We start from the raw sequence: 13,821 nt of genomic DNA on the forward strand, positions 1-13,821 counted from the left end.
CAGCGCTCAGGCCGACCGGTCACGCCGGGATTCCCAGTCAAAACACGCCGCCCATTCCAGGGCGGGAGCCAGGGGCATGGGTTTACTGTAGAAGAAACCCTGGCCAAGGTCACAGCCCAGTTCGATCAGCCTCGCCTCGGCCTCGGCCGACTCAATGCCTTCCGCCAGCAGCCGGCGCCGGAAACTTTTCGAAAGGCTGACAATGGCGCTCACAATCATTTCGCTGTCCGGATTGGTGAGCATGTCGGTTACGAACGAGCGGTCAATCTTGATCTCCTGGGCGGTCAGCCGCCGGAACAGATCCAGCGACGAGTAACCGGTGCCAAAATCATCCAGCGACACATCCACCCCAAGCTCCCGGCAGGCGGCAAGGTGCTCGAGCACCCGGTCGGTATCGTCCAGCGCCGTGGTTTCCAGCACCTCGAGAATGAGGCGAGAGCGGATCTCGGCCGGGCAGTCACACAGGGCCCGCTCCAGGTCCTCCCGGAAGCCAGGCCCCAGGAAATGGGAGGGGCTGAGATTCACGCTGATGCTGTAGGGCAGGTTCCGGCTGTGAAAATCCCGGAGCCGCGCAATGGCTTCTTCCAGCACAAAGTTGCCAACCTTGCAGGCGTATTCGGTGTATTCAATGTGATCCAGGAAATGTCCCGGGCCCAGAACCCCGTCCTCGGGGTGGTTCCAGCGCAGGAGCGCCTCGAAACCCTCCACCTGACGCCTTCCGAAATGAATCTTCGGCTGGTAGTACAGTTCAAGTTCGTCCTGTGCCAGGGCCGCGCCCATTTGTTCGATGACCCGGATGCGCTCCTTGCGGGAGTGATGGGAATCCAGGTCGAACAGCACGTAATGGTTCTTGCCCGCTTCCTTGGCCGCGTACATGGCCTGGTCGGCGTGGCGCAGCAACTGGTCGGTGTCGGAATCATCCTCGGGATAGACAGTAACCCCCATGCTGCCGGAGAGGTGCAGCACATGACGCCGGTAACTGATGGGCTCGCGGATGGCCTCCAGCAGCCGGGCATAGACCCGTTCGTCGTCCACATCCCGGAGAATGGCGACAAACTCGTCGCCCCCGAGGCGTGCGACCACGTCGTGGGCCCGCACGCTCCCCAGCAGCCGTTCCGCCACCGATTTCAGCACCGCGTCGCCAACGGCGTGGCCGTGCTGGTCGTTGATCTCCTTGAAACCATCGAGATCGATGAAGCACACCGACACCAGCCCCTCGCGCTTTCGGGCCTCTTCCAGCTCCTGCTCGAACAGTTCGGTCATCCGACGCCGGTTCGGCAGACCGGTCAGTGCATCGTAGTTGGCGGCCTGCTCGAGGTTTCTCTGATGTTCGCGCTTCTCTTGATAGAGCCGCTTGCGTTCGATCAGGTTGCCCAGGGTCTGCATCAGCGGTTCCAGCTCATTGGCCAGTTTCACGGAGTAGCCGCCGGCGCGGTTGGCCAGGCCTATCAGACCGATCTGCTGGTCGCCGGAGAAAACCGGTATGCCGATGTAGCTGGTGATCGGGGGATGGCCCTCGGGCAGGCCCTTGGCCCGGGAATCCGAGGCCACATCGGCGGAAACGATGACCTCGCCGGTGGTCATGGGTAGGCCCAGGATATTATCCAGGCGATCGAACACCATGCCCCGGCGCTCGACTTCCTGGAAAAGCGCCTGGGTTTGCGGGCTCCAGGCAATGTTGGTAATGGCGCCGACCTTGAGAAAGGGCGCGCCATCGTCCCCATGGAGGATCTCACCAATAAAGCCGAACTGGCTGCCCGTCAGTGTCAGAAGATCATTGAGCATCAGCTCGAAAGCGGCGTGCTCGTTGTCATTGGTCAGGAAGACATTCTGCGCCCGATGGATAGCCCGACTCAGGTGTGAAACCTTCGCGAACTCGCCGTCATCGGCCTGGAGATAGGCCCTCTCGAGCTCGTCCTCAACAATGCTGGCCAGGCTGCGCAGAACGTCCAGTTCAATCTCGGTGAATTGGCGCGGCCTGTCGTCGATGATGCATAGGGTGCCGATCTTGAAGCCACTGGGCTCGCGCACCGGCATGCCCGCATAGAAGCGAATGTGCGGCTTGCCGGTGACCAGGGGGTTGTTCCGGAAGCGGGGGTCCTTGGTGGCGTCCTCCACCAGCAGGATTTTGTCCTGCTGGATGGCGTAGTCGCAAAACGCCACCGAGCGTGGCGTCTCGACCGCTTCGAATCCCTGCTTCGATTTGAACCACTGACGCTCGGTGTCGAGCACCGAGAAGAGCGCGGTTTTGACGCCGTAGTAATGTTTAGCGATACGTGTTAGCCGCTCAAACCGTTCCTCCGGCGGGGTATCGAGAATGCCCAGGCGTTCAAGCGCCGCCAGTCTGCGTTTTTCGATACCCGGGTTTGTCATCCAGCGCTCCAGGAAGGTTCAGTGACTACTTGAACCTGACAACCAGTTCGTGGAGCTCGCCCGCAATTTGCTCCATCTCCTTGACACTATGGGTGGATTCTTCGCCTTTCGCCAGATTGTTTTTGGCCAGGCCGGAAATATTTTCCACCTGTTCGTTGATCTGGTCTGACACCTGGGCTTGTTCTTCCACGGCCGCGGCCATCTGCATGGCCATTTCGGCAATGGTACTCACCGCCGTGGCGATGTCATTCAGGGTTTTTTCGGCATCCAGCATCTGCTCCAGACCCTTATCCGCCGCGGCTTTGCCCTGGTCGGCCACCTTGACCGAATCGGTGGAACGGCTGATCAGGCCACCTACGATATTGTGGATGTCGCTGGTGGAATCCCGGGTACGTTTGGCCAGGCCGCGCACTTCATCGGCCACCACCGCGAATCCCCGACCGTGTTCGCCGGCGCGGGCGGCTTCGATGGCCGCATTCAGGGCCAGCAGGTTGGTCTGGTCGGCGATGTCTTCGATGATTTTCGCCGCCGCGGCAATCTGCTGGGTCTGGATGGACAGCTCACCCACCGAGGCACTGATTTCGTGAACGGTGGTTTTCAGATGCTCGATGGCCTTGCGAGTGCCCGCCACCACTTCCGAGCCCTGGTCGGCAAATTCCCGGGCGCCCTCGGCCTTGTCGGCGGTGGCCTGCACGTTGGCCGACACATCGGCAATGGTCTGCGACATTTCGTGCACAGCGGCGGCGACCTGTTCGGTCTCGGCCTGTTGTTTGTGCAGGGTATCCTGGGCCTCGTAGGCAATCTCCAGCCCTTTGACCGCTGCCGTGCGGACCTGTCCGGCGGAATCCTCCAGGCGCGTCAGTACCGCGTCCAGATGGGAGCGCATGGCCTTGATCCCGACCTTGATCCGGCCAAGGGCCAGATCGTCGTCTGTGTAGGTGCTGGCGGCGAGGGGATCAGAGAAGTTCTGGTCAAGCAGATCCATCACGGAGTTTGACAGCTGTCGCCTTGAAAGCTGCATCCACACCCCGTAGGCGATAGCTCCGCCACCGAGCACGAGTTCTGACAGTAGTGTCCGCCCGGCAAGAAACAGTGCCGCGGCTGCGACAATCACGCCGGCGAGGAACAGCCCCGAGCCGGAAACCCGTTGCCACAGCGAGGTCCCGGATTTCCCGGCGCGAATGGCGGCATAGACCTTCTCCGCCCGCTCGACGTCCTTCCTGTCGGGGCAGGAACGCACGGATTCGTACCCGATGATCTCGCCCTTCTCGGTCACCGGCGTGACGTAGGCGCTGACCCAGTAGTAGTCACCATTCTTGCAGCGGTTTTTCACCATGCCCATCCAGGGCTTGCCGGCCTTCAGGTAAGACCACATGTTGGCGTAGGCCTCCGGCGGCATGTCCGGGTGCCGGACGATGTTGTGGGGCTGGCCGATGAGTTCTTCCCGGGTAAAACCGCTGACGTCCACGAACGCCTGGTTGCAATGGCGGATCTTGCCTTTCAGGTCGGTGGAGGAAATCAGTTTCTGGGATGGTGAATAGGTACGTTCATGGTTGGTGACTGGCAGGTTTTTGCGCATGGTTGTTCCTTGGAACGGGACGGCTTCGCCGCTTTTTGTTTACTAGCAGCGTAGACTACGAGGCCGCCTGTGGCGCGCATTTTTTAGTAGTTTTATGTTCCCGAACAATGAGTATTTGCAACTATTTAATTCAGAATAACGGGTGCACCGGGCCTGTCGCCATTAGCACGGTTCTGGATGTCACGAACAGAGTCGATTCTTTGAAGGAGGGAGGCAAGTCCATTCAGCGGGAAAATGGTCGGCGTGGCAGGATTCGAACCTGCGACCCCTTCGTCCCGAACGAAGTGCGCTACCAAGCTGCGCCACACGCCGAACAACGGGCGGTATTATACGGATTCGCTTTGCTTTTACCAGCCCTCGGCGGATAAAAGGGCATCCGTAAATTCGCTGAGATTGTTGTAGATCGCCACCCGGGCCCCGGGGATGGGCCGGGCGTCCAGGTGGCGCTCGGTGTCCAGGCCGTTGCCGGTTCGTACCAGGATTGGCTGGCACTTGCCCGAGTGCGCGGCTTCCAGGTCCTTGCGGCTGTCGCCCACCATGATGGCGCCTTCGAGGGAGTCCAGGTGGAAATGCCGGCGGATCTGGTCAAGCAGACCGGTGAGGGGTTTGCGGCAGTGGCAGTGGTCGTCCGGGTGGTGGGGGCAGTAGGCAATGAAATCGATGCAGCCGCCTTCGGCTTCCACCAGTCGTTCCAGCTTTTCGTGCATGGTGTCCAGGGCATCGGTGTCGTAATAGCCTCGGGCAATACCCGACTGGTTGGTGGCAATGGCGATGCGGTGGCCGGCGTTGCAGAGCCGGGCCACCGCCTCCACGCTGCCTGGGATGGGCTGCCATTCATCCGCCGAGCAGATGTAGTTGCCATCGTACTGGTTGATGACCCCATCCCGGTCGAGGATGATCAGCATGGCCGTGTCCGCGCTCCCGGAGTCGATATCAGCCGGCTGTTGGCAGCAGGCTGATATCGGCCACCCGCAGGAACAGGTTGCGCAGCCGGTTGAGCAGCGCCAGGCGGTTGTTGCGGATGGCCTCGTCGTCGGCCATGACCATCACTTCGTCAAAGAAGTTGTCCACCGGCTCCCGCAGGCTGGCCAGGGAGCTCAGGGCACTGGCGTAGTCACCGGCCTCGAACAGTGGCACAACCTTGTCGGCCTGCGCTTCAACCTGCTCGGCCAGGGCTTTCTCTGCGCTGTCCTGCAGCAGGCTCGCGTCAACGGTTTCGCCAACACTGTCCCCGCCCTGCTTGGTGAGGATGTTCGACACCCGCTTGTTGGCGCCGGCCAGGGCCTGGGCCTCGGGTAGCTGGCGGAAGGCTTCCACGGCTTTCACCCGGCGGTCGAAATCCAGCGGTCGGGTGGGCCGGCGGGCGTGCACGGCCAGGTAGACTTCGGCGCCAATGCCTTGCTCTTCGTAATGGGCCCGGAAGCGTTCCAGCATGTAATCCACCACGGTGCTGGCGGTGTTCTGCTCGGTCAGCACGGTAAAGTTTTCCTCCGCCCACTGGCAGCAGGTCTGCAGGTCCAGGGGCAGTGCCCGTTCAATGATGATGCGCAGCACCCCGAGGGCGGCGCGACGCAGGGCAAACGGGTCCCGGGTTCCGGACGGTGGCTGGTTGATGCCGAACAGGCCTACCAGCGAGTCGAGCCGGTCGGCAATGGCCACGGCGCAACCGGTCAGGGTGGTGGGCAGGTCGTCACCCGCAAAACGCGGCATGTACTGCTCGTTCAGGGCCTTGGCCACATCCGCCGGTTCGCCGTCGTTGGCGGCGTAATACTGGCCCATGATGCCCTGCAGGTCGGTGAACTCCAGCACCATCTCGGTAACCAGGTCGGTCTTGGCCAGCATGGCGGCGCGCTCGGCCAGAGCCGGATCGCTGCCGATGGCATCGGCGATTTTCTTCGCCAGTGCCGCAACCCGCACGGATTTATCGTGGATGCTGCCGAGCTTTTCCTGGAACACGATCGGCCTGAGGGCGTCGATGCGATCCTCGAGCCGTGTCTTGCGGTCGGTTTCGTAGAAGAACGCCGCGTCCGACAGCCGGGGCCGGATCACTTTCTCGTTGCCGGCGATGACCTGGGCCGGATCCTTGCTTTCGATGTTCGCCACCGTGATGAACAGCGGCAGCATTTCGCCATCAGCAGCCACCACGTGGAAGTACTTCTGGTGTTCCTTCATGGAGGAAATCAGCGCCTCGGCCGGTACCTCCAGGAAGCGTTCTTCAAAACGGCCCATCAGCGGCACCGGCCATTCGTTCAGGGCGGTGACTTCGTCCAGCAGGTCTTCGTCAATCACGGCCTTGCCGCCGGATTCCTTTTCGGCCAGGGCGGCGACGCCGGCGCGGATCTGCTCGCGGCGCTCGGCGAAGTCGGCAATCACATAGCCTTCCTGCTTGAGCACCACTTCGTAGTCGCTGGGGGTCGGCACAATCAGCTTTTTCGGGCAGTGGAAGCGATGGCCACGGGTCTTGTTGCCCGGAGACAGGCCCATGATCGGCGTTTCAATGACCTTGTTGCCGAACAGCAGCACCACCCAGTGTACCGGGCGGACAAATTCGGTGCGGTGGGCACCCCAGCGCATGCGTTTGGGGATCGGCAGGGCAGCCAGTGATTGCTCCACCAGCTCCGGCATGAGTTCCACGGTGGGCTTGCCCTGCTCCACGGTGCGGTAAACCACCCAGGCGCCCTTGTCGGTTTCCAGAGTGTCGAGCTGGTCCGGGGTCACGCCCAGGGACGTGGCGAAGCCGGTCAGGGCCCGGGTCGGGTTGCCGGCGTCATCAAAGGCGGCCTTCACGGCCGGACCACGCTTTTCCACCGGCTTGTCCGGCTGGGCATCGGCCAGGTCGCGCACGCGCACGGCCAGGCGTCGGGGCGCGGCAAAGGCTTCCACCTTGCCAAAAGCAATGCCGGCCTCTTCCAGACCGCGGGCAATGCCCTGGGTGAAGGCATCAGACAGCGGCTTGAGGGCCTTGGGAGGCAGCTCTTCGGTGCCCAGTTCGACCAGAAAATCCTGTGTTGCCATGATTACGCGTTCCCCTGTTCCTGCTGTGCCTTCTTCGCTTTCTTGCCCTTCTTACCGTTGGCCTTGTCGTCGGCGGCCTCAACGGCTGCCAGCACTTCCTTGCGCAGGGCCTCGGGCGCCAGCGGGAAGCCGAGCGAGCGACGGCTGTCGAAGTAGGCCTGGGCCACTGAACGGGCCAGGGTGCGAACCCGCAGGATGAAACGCTGGCGCTCGGTCACCGAGATGGCGTGTCGGGCGTCCAGCAGGTTGAAGGTGTGGGAGGCCTTGAGAACCTGCTCGTAGGCCGGCAGTGCCAGGCCGGCGTCGATCAGCCGGGCGCTTTCACGCTCGTGAACATCGAAGCTGTGGAACAGGAATTCAGTGTCGGCATGCTCGAAGTTGTAAGTGGACATTTCCACTTCCTGCTGGTGGAACACGTCGCCGTAAGTCACCACGCCGTCCGGGCCCTTTGTCCACACCAGGTCGTAGACGCTGTCGACGCCCTGCAGGTACATGGCGATGCGCTCAAGCCCGTAAGTCAGTTCGCCGGTGACCGGGTAGCATTCCAGACCACCCACCTGCTGGAAGTAGGTGAACTGGGTCACTTCCATGCCGTTCAGCCAGATTTCCCAGCCCAGGCCCCAGGCGCCGAGTGTCGGCGATTCCCAGTTGTCTTCCACGAAGCGGATGTCGTGCACCAGCGGATCCAGCCCCAGGGCCCGGAGCGAATCGAGATACAGTTCCTGGATGTTGTCCGGTGACGGCTTGAGCACCACCTGGAACTGGTAATAGTGCTGCAGGCGGTTCGGGTTCTCGCCGTAGCGGCCGTCGGTGGGACGACGGCTGGGCTGAACGTAGGCGGCGTTCCAGGTTTCCGGGCCAATGGCGCGCAGGAAGGTGGCCGGGTGGAAGGTGCCCGCGCCCACTTCCATGTCCAGGGGCTGGAGAACCACGCAGCCGTGCTGCGCCCAGAAATTCTGCAGTGCCAGAATCAGACCCTGAAAGGTCTTGATGTCCGGCGCGGAGGTGTTGGTTGCCTTGTCTGTCACGACGCTTGCCTGCTGGTCAGTCTGTGTGTCGTGCCCCGTTACCGGGACACTCCGGAATTTTTGAAACGCGCATTATACGCTTGCTGGCGCTGCATTTCTAAGTACCCGCCAGGCTGTTGATTTGTCATGGTTAGAATCAGAAGAACGCCAGTCCCACCTGGAACAGTTTTTCCACGTCGCGGATCCGGGTCTTGTCCACAAGAAACAGGATGACGTGGTCGTCGGGCTGGATCCGGAGGTGGTCGTGGGCAATCAGCACCTCGTTCCGACGGACGATGGCGCCAATGGTGGTGCCCTCCGGCAGGTTGATCTCGTCCAGCCGCTTGCCGACCACCTTGGAGGAGCGGTGGTCGCCATGGGCGATGGCCTCAATAGCCTCGGCAGCGCCCCGGCGTAGTGAGTGAACGTTTACCACGTCGCCCCGGCGTACGTGGGTCAGCAGGCTGCCGATCGTGGTCTGCTGGGGGGAGATGGCCACGTCGATGTCGCCACCCTGGATCAGGTCCACGTAGTCGGGGTTGTTAATCAGGGTCAGTACCTTGCGGGCGCCCAGGCGCTTGGCCAGCAGCGAGGCCATGATGTTGGCCTCGTCGTCGTTGGTGACCGCACAGAAGACATCGGTGTTCTCGATGTTCTCTTCCAGCAGAATGTCCTTGTTGGCGGCATTGCCTTCCAGTACCACGGTCTTGCGCAGGTGTTCGGAGAGCATCACGCAGCGCTCGTGGTCGCGCTCCAGCAGCTTGACCTGATACCGGTTCTCCAGCGTGTTGGCCAGGCGCTGGCCGATGTTGCCGCCGCCACAGATAAAGATGCGCTTGTAGGGCTTGATCAGCGGCTGCAGCTCACTCATCACCGACTTGATATGGTCGGCCGCGGCAATGAAGAACACCTCATCGCCGTCCTCAATCACCGTGTTACCCTCGGGCATGATCGCCCGACCCTTGCGGAAAATCGCCGCCACCCGGGTATCAATCTTGGGCATGTGGGTGCGCAGATAAGACAGTTCGTGACCCACCAACGGTCCGCCCTTGGCGGCCCGGATGGCTACCAGGCGGGTGAGGCCGCGGGAAAACTCTAGCACCTGGAGCGCACCCGGGTTCTCGATCAGCCGGGTGATATGCTTGGTTACCAGGTGTTCCGGGCTGATCAGTACGTCGATGGGAAAGCCCCGCAGGCTGTCCAGATCCTTGGTCTTGTCCCGCTGGTAGAACAGCTCGGATTTTGCCAGGTAGGCGTTGGCCCGCACCCGGCAGATGGTGGTGGGGGTCTTGTACAGCAGCTTGGCCACCTGGCACGCCACCATGTTGGTCTCGTCGCTGTTGGTGACGGCAATCACCATGTCAGCGTCTTCGGCACCCGCCTGGCGCAAGGCGGTGGGGTAGGATGCCTTGCCCTGCACGGTCCTGATATCCAGCCGGTCCTGCAGCTCCCGCAGCCGGGCCCCATCGCTGTCGATGAGGGTGATGTCGTTGGCTTCGTTGGCGAGGTTTTCGGCCAGAGTGCCGCCGACCTGGCCGGCGCCGAGAATCAGAATTTTCATGGTTCGGGTTTCTCCAGTACGGCGTAGAAAAAGCCGTCATGGCTATCCGGATCGGGCAGCAGTTGCCGCCCGGCCCCCATATCACGTCCCCACTGCGCCTGCGGCTCAACGAGGACGGCGTCCGTCTGCCCCTTGCGGAACCGCTGGATTATACGGTGGTTTTCCTGCGGAAACACCGAACAGGTGGCATACACCAGCCGGCCTCCCGGTTTCAGGATAGCCCAGAGGGCGTCCAGCAGCCCAAGCTGCACCGCAGCCAGCGGGGTTACATCCGATTCACGGCGCAGCATCTTGATGTCCGGGTGGCGGCGAATCACGCCACTGGCGCTGCAGGGTACATCCAGCAGGATGCGATCGAACGGGTCGCCGTCCCACCAGGTGTCGGTGGCAGCGGCATCGGCCTGCTTCAGGGTGGCGCTCAGATCCAGGCGCTCAAGGTTTTCCTGCACCCTGGGCAGCCGGTCAGCGGATTCGTCAATGGCCACCACTTCCGCCAGTCCGGCGCAGGCTTCAAGAATGGCGCAGGTTTTGCCGCCGGGGGCCGCGCAGGCATCCAGCACACGCTGGCCCGGAGCCAGGTCCATCAGGGTGGTGCTCAGTTGCGCGGCTTCGTCCTGCACGCTGACCGCCCCATCTGCGAACCACGGCAGATGGTCCACCGGAACCGGACGGGCCAGCTGTATGCCGAAAGGCGCAAAGGGGGTCGCGCTGGCGTCGATACCGGCCTCGGCCAGCAGCGCCAGGTACTCGTCCCGGGCAAAGCGCAGGGCGTTGACTCGCAGCGTCATGGGAGCCTGGGTGTTGTTGGCTTCGAGAATCCGCTGCCAGTCTTCGGGCCAGTTGTGGCGCAGTTTTTCCACCATCCAGTGGGAGTGGCTGAAGCGTGCGGCATCGTCTCCGGGCTCTGGCGCGCCTTCCCTTTCAGCGGCCCGCAGCACGCCATTGACCAGGCCGGTAAGATGAGGTTTGCCGAGGGCCCGGCAGGCTTCCACGGTTTCATTGAGCACGGCGTAGGTGGCCTGCTGGCTGAACCGCAACTGGAACAGGGCCACAAGCATCAGATGGTGGACGATGCGGTCCGGTTTGCGCAGGGGTTTCTTCAGGCGCCCCGACAGTTCCGCGTCGAGGCGGTGGAACCAGCGGCAGGTACCGAAGCAGAGCGCCTGCAATTCGGCCCGCTCGTGCACAGCCAGGCGGTTCAGGGCGGGTGGCAGGCACTGGGATAGCGACTGGCCATTCTCCACCGCCAGTATCACGCCGGCGGCAATGGCGCGCATGGGCTGCGGTTGGTCGCCCATGTCAGCGCAGCTCCTGGCCGGGCATCAGCAGCTCCTTGCCACCGTTGATCAGGTCGTTCACGCTCTGGGCGCGGGAGCCCGGCAGTTGCAGTCGGGTGATGCGCAGGGTTCCCTTTCCGCACGTGATGTCGATGCCATTGCGGTCCCGAAGCAGAACGGTGCCCGGCGACTTGCCGCTCTGGGTGCCGAGCACCTCCGCCTCATGAATGCGAATACGCTGGTCGCCCAGGTCGGTGTAGGTGCCCGGCCAGGGGTTGAAGGCACGGATCAGTCGCTCAATATCGGTGGCGTCGGCCTGCCAGTCAATGTGGCCCTCGGTCTTGCTCAGCTTGCTGGCATAACAGGCCTGGCTGTCGTTCTGGGCTTCGCCGGCCAGCTCGCCTTTGGCGAGCAGTTCCAGGGCCTTGACGATGGCCTTGCCACCCAGCTCCGCCAGGCGGTCATGGAGGCTGCCACCGGTATCGTCGGCGTTAATGGGGGTGATGGACTTCAGCAGCATGGCACCGGTGTCCAGGCCTTCGTCCATCTGCATGATGGTAATGCCGGTTTCGGCATCGCCGGCGGCAATGGCCCGCTGGATGGGCGCCGCACCGCGCCACCGGGGCAGCAGGGAGGCATGGATGTTCAGGCAGCCGTGTTCCGGTATGTCCAGAACCGCTTTGGGTAAAATCAGCCCGTAGGCGGCTACAACCATGACCTCGGGTTCGAGACTGGCGAGCTCCTGCTGGGCTTCGGGGGTTTTCAGGGTTTCCGGCTGGAACACCGGGATGTCGTGGTCCAGGGCTACCTGCTTCACGGGGCTGGGCTGGAGTTTGCGCCCCCGACCAGCGGGCCGATCCGGTTGGGAGTAAACGCCAACGAGGGTGTGGCCGGCCGCTATCAGGGCCTTCAGTGCTTCGGCCGCGAAATCCGGGGTGCCCGCAAAAACAAGTCGCACGGTGATGTGATCTCTGTTCCGTTGTATACGAAAAGACCGGGTCGTGACCCGGTCCGGCGCAATGTCTGGTTCTGGCGAACGCCCGCTGGTAAATCAGGCGCTTTTCTTGTGCAGCTTTTCCAGCTTCTTGCGGATACGGTTGCGCTTGAGCGAACTCAGGTAGTCCACGAACAGCTTGCCGTTCAGGTGATCCATCTCGTGCTGGATGCATACCGCCAGCAGGCCGCGAGCCTCAAGCTCGAACGGCTTTCCGTCCCGGTCGAGGGCCTTGATCAGGCAGTGCTCGATGCGCTCCACATCTTCGTAGAAGCCGGGCACCGACAGGCAGCCCTCCTGCATGGCCTCTTTCTCGCCATCCAGAACAGTCACCTTCGGGTTGATGAACACCCGGGGCTCGCTCTTGTCCTCCGAGAGATCCATCACGATGATCTGTTTGTGCACGTTCACCTGGGTGGCTGCCAGACCGATACCGGGCGCATCGTACATGGTCTCGAACATGTCGTCGATCAGCTTGCGATCGGCGTCTGTCACTTCTTCCACCGGTTTGGCGATGGTGCGCAAACGGGGATCCGGGTATTCGAGAATCTCTAGTATCATAGGGCTGTATCTAAACCTGGTGCTCTGAATGTGATCCGACGTTCCGGTGCCGCGCGCGAGCCGCTCGTTTAACTTTTGTAACCGTGTGAAAACGGTCTCCGATTTGCGACGGCGTACTGCGACATTTTCTACCCTGCCTCTACTATTATCGGGGCAGGTCCGCCGCTTTCAACGCGCGACGGGCTCTGTGATCGGCATGACGGTATTATCCAACAATTCGCCGATTGAGTACAAACTGATCAGTCAATAGTTAAAATCTTTCGTCGACGCCGTAGAATTTACTGGAAGAACAAAAGATAACATCACAATTTGCGAGACTTCTTCTATAGTAACTGGAATAGCATCGTAATAAGCTGCAGAAAACTGACTGCATCCGAAAAGAATGCAAAGAATCAAGGCACGCGATCAAGGACTTACACAATGAGGAAACTGCTGTACGCTCTGGCAGCAACAACGCTGCTTATCACCTCCTGGGCCCATGCTGCACCGGAGCTGCGGTCTGACCATCCCGATCGTTACACCGTTGTGAAGGGTGACACCCTCTGGGACATCTCCGCCCGGTTTTTGAACAACCCCTGGTATTGGCCGGAGATCTGGCACGTGAATCCCCAGGTGGCCAACCCGCACCTGATTTACCCGGGCGACCAGCTGGCCCTGGTTTATATCGACGGCAAGCCCCGCATTACCAAGGTGGCGACCAGTGATGTGGTGAAGCTGTCGCCGAAGGTGCGCTCCGAGCCGATCGATACCCCGATTCCCGCCATACCGCTCGACGCCATTGGCAGTTTCCTGACCGACACCCGCATTGTCAGCCCGGAAGAACTCCAGGGCGCGCCTTACGTGCTTGAGGGCGAGGACGGCCGCATTATTACGGGCGCCGGTGACCGGCTGTATGCCCGGGGCAAGAAGCCGGCCGACAAGGTGGGCGTGTTCCGTCGCAGCAAGGAATTCCGTGATCCGGAGACCGGCGAGTTTCTCGGCCTGGAAGCGAAGAGCATCGGCGCCGGCTCGGTGGCGGCGGAAAATGGCGATGTCCTCACCGTGGACCTGACTTCCACCAATCAGGAAGTGCGGATTGGCGACCGTCTGCTGACCAACGTTAACCGCCCCATTGCCACCAGTTTCGTACCCAGCGCGCCCGATCAGAAGGTCGAAGGGCAGATGATCGCGGTGGATGGCGGTGTTACCCAGATCGGCCAGTATGACGTGGTGGCCATCAACCGTGGTACCCGCGATGGTCTGGAATCGGGCAATGTGATGGCGGTGCTGCAGAGCGGAAACCTGGTTCGTGATCCGGTGACCGGTGAAACCATCGAGCTGCCTTCGGAGCGTGCCGGGCTGCTGATGGTGTTCCAGGCCTATGAGAAAATGAGCTACGGTCTGGTGCTGCAGGCCACCCAGGCGCTGGAGGTTGGTGACAAGGTTACCAACCCCTGAGCCTTCGCCAACCGCTG

The 13,821-nt window shown here is 61.9% G+C and carries 10 protein-coding genes and 1 tRNA gene; 1 reads left to right on the plus strand and 10 read right to left on the minus strand.

From position 1 onward, the window contains the following. Positions 1-6 precede the first annotated feature (6 nt). The 10 genes from BM344_RS10425 to def all read right to left on the minus strand — a co-directional run bounded on the left by BM344_RS10425 (position 7) and on the right by def (position 12,367). Positions 7-2,373 (minus strand): sensor domain-containing phosphodiesterase, encoded by a 2,367-nt coding sequence (locus BM344_RS10425; RefSeq protein ID WP_091989300.1) that lies wholly within the window; start codon positions 2,371-2,373, stop codon positions 7-9. Between the two features lie 25 nt (positions 2,374-2,398). Further along, positions 2,399-3,952 carry a methyl-accepting chemotaxis protein gene (locus BM344_RS10430; RefSeq protein ID WP_091989303.1) on the minus strand — a complete coding sequence of 518 codons (1,554 nt, stop codon included), beginning with the start codon at positions 3,950-3,952 and terminating at the stop codon, positions 2,399-2,401. A 235-nt stretch (positions 3,953-4,187) separates the two neighbouring features. Next, positions 4,188-4,264, minus strand: a tRNA-Pro gene (locus tag BM344_RS10435). Positions 4,265-4,299: 35 nt separating this feature from the next. Continuing rightward, positions 4,300-4,857, minus strand: coding sequence for a D-glycero-beta-D-manno-heptose 1,7-bisphosphate 7-phosphatase (gmhB, locus tag BM344_RS10440; protein WP_091989307.1), 558 nt, complete (start codon positions 4,855-4,857; stop codon positions 4,300-4,302). 28 nt (positions 4,858-4,885) lie between these two features. After that, positions 4,886-6,967 (minus strand): glycine--tRNA ligase subunit beta, encoded by a 2,082-nt coding sequence (glyS, locus tag BM344_RS10445; protein ID WP_091989310.1) that lies wholly within the window; start codon positions 6,965-6,967, stop codon positions 4,886-4,888. Positions 6,968-6,969: 2 nt separating this feature from the next. Further along, on the minus strand, positions 6,970-7,995 hold the full coding sequence (gene glyQ / locus BM344_RS10450; protein WP_091989312.1) for a glycine--tRNA ligase subunit alpha: 1,026 nt from the start codon (positions 7,993-7,995) through the stop codon (positions 6,970-6,972). 136 nt (positions 7,996-8,131) lie between these two features. Beyond that, the gene (gene trkA / locus BM344_RS10455; RefSeq protein WP_091989316.1) at positions 8,132-9,535 is read right to left on the minus strand and encodes a Trk system potassium transporter TrkA; all 1,404 of its coding nucleotides are present in this window, start codon (positions 9,533-9,535) and stop codon (positions 8,132-8,134) included. After that, a complete protein-coding gene (gene rsmB, locus BM344_RS10460) occupies positions 9,532-10,833 on the minus strand; it encodes a 16S rRNA (cytosine(967)-C(5))-methyltransferase RsmB (RefSeq protein ID WP_091989319.1) in 1,302 nt (433 codons plus the stop codon). Before rsmB ends, trkA begins: the two co-directional genes overlap by 4 nt. Before the next feature lies 1 nt (position 10,834). Beyond that, positions 10,835-11,770 (minus strand): methionyl-tRNA formyltransferase, encoded by a 936-nt coding sequence (gene fmt, locus BM344_RS10465; protein ID WP_091989322.1) that lies wholly within the window; start codon positions 11,768-11,770, stop codon positions 10,835-10,837. A gap of 93 nt (positions 11,771-11,863) precedes the next feature. Further along, positions 11,864-12,367: a peptide deformylase gene (gene def, locus BM344_RS10470; RefSeq protein WP_091989324.1), complete on the minus strand. Its 504-nt coding sequence runs from the start codon at positions 12,365-12,367 to the stop codon at positions 11,864-11,866. Between the two features lie 420 nt (positions 12,368-12,787). Here def and BM344_RS10475 point away from each other — a divergent pair, with 420 nt between their 5' ends. After that, on the plus strand, positions 12,788-13,804 hold the full coding sequence (locus tag BM344_RS10475) for a LysM peptidoglycan-binding domain-containing protein (protein WP_091989327.1): 1,017 nt from the start codon (positions 12,788-12,790) through the stop codon (positions 13,802-13,804). The last annotated feature ends 17 nt before the right edge of the window (positions 13,805-13,821 follow it).

It is taken from the genome of Marinobacter gudaonensis, from assembly GCF_900115175.1.
In the GTDB taxonomy this organism is placed as follows: Bacteria; Pseudomonadota; Gammaproteobacteria; order Pseudomonadales; family Oleiphilaceae; genus Marinobacter; species Marinobacter gudaonensis.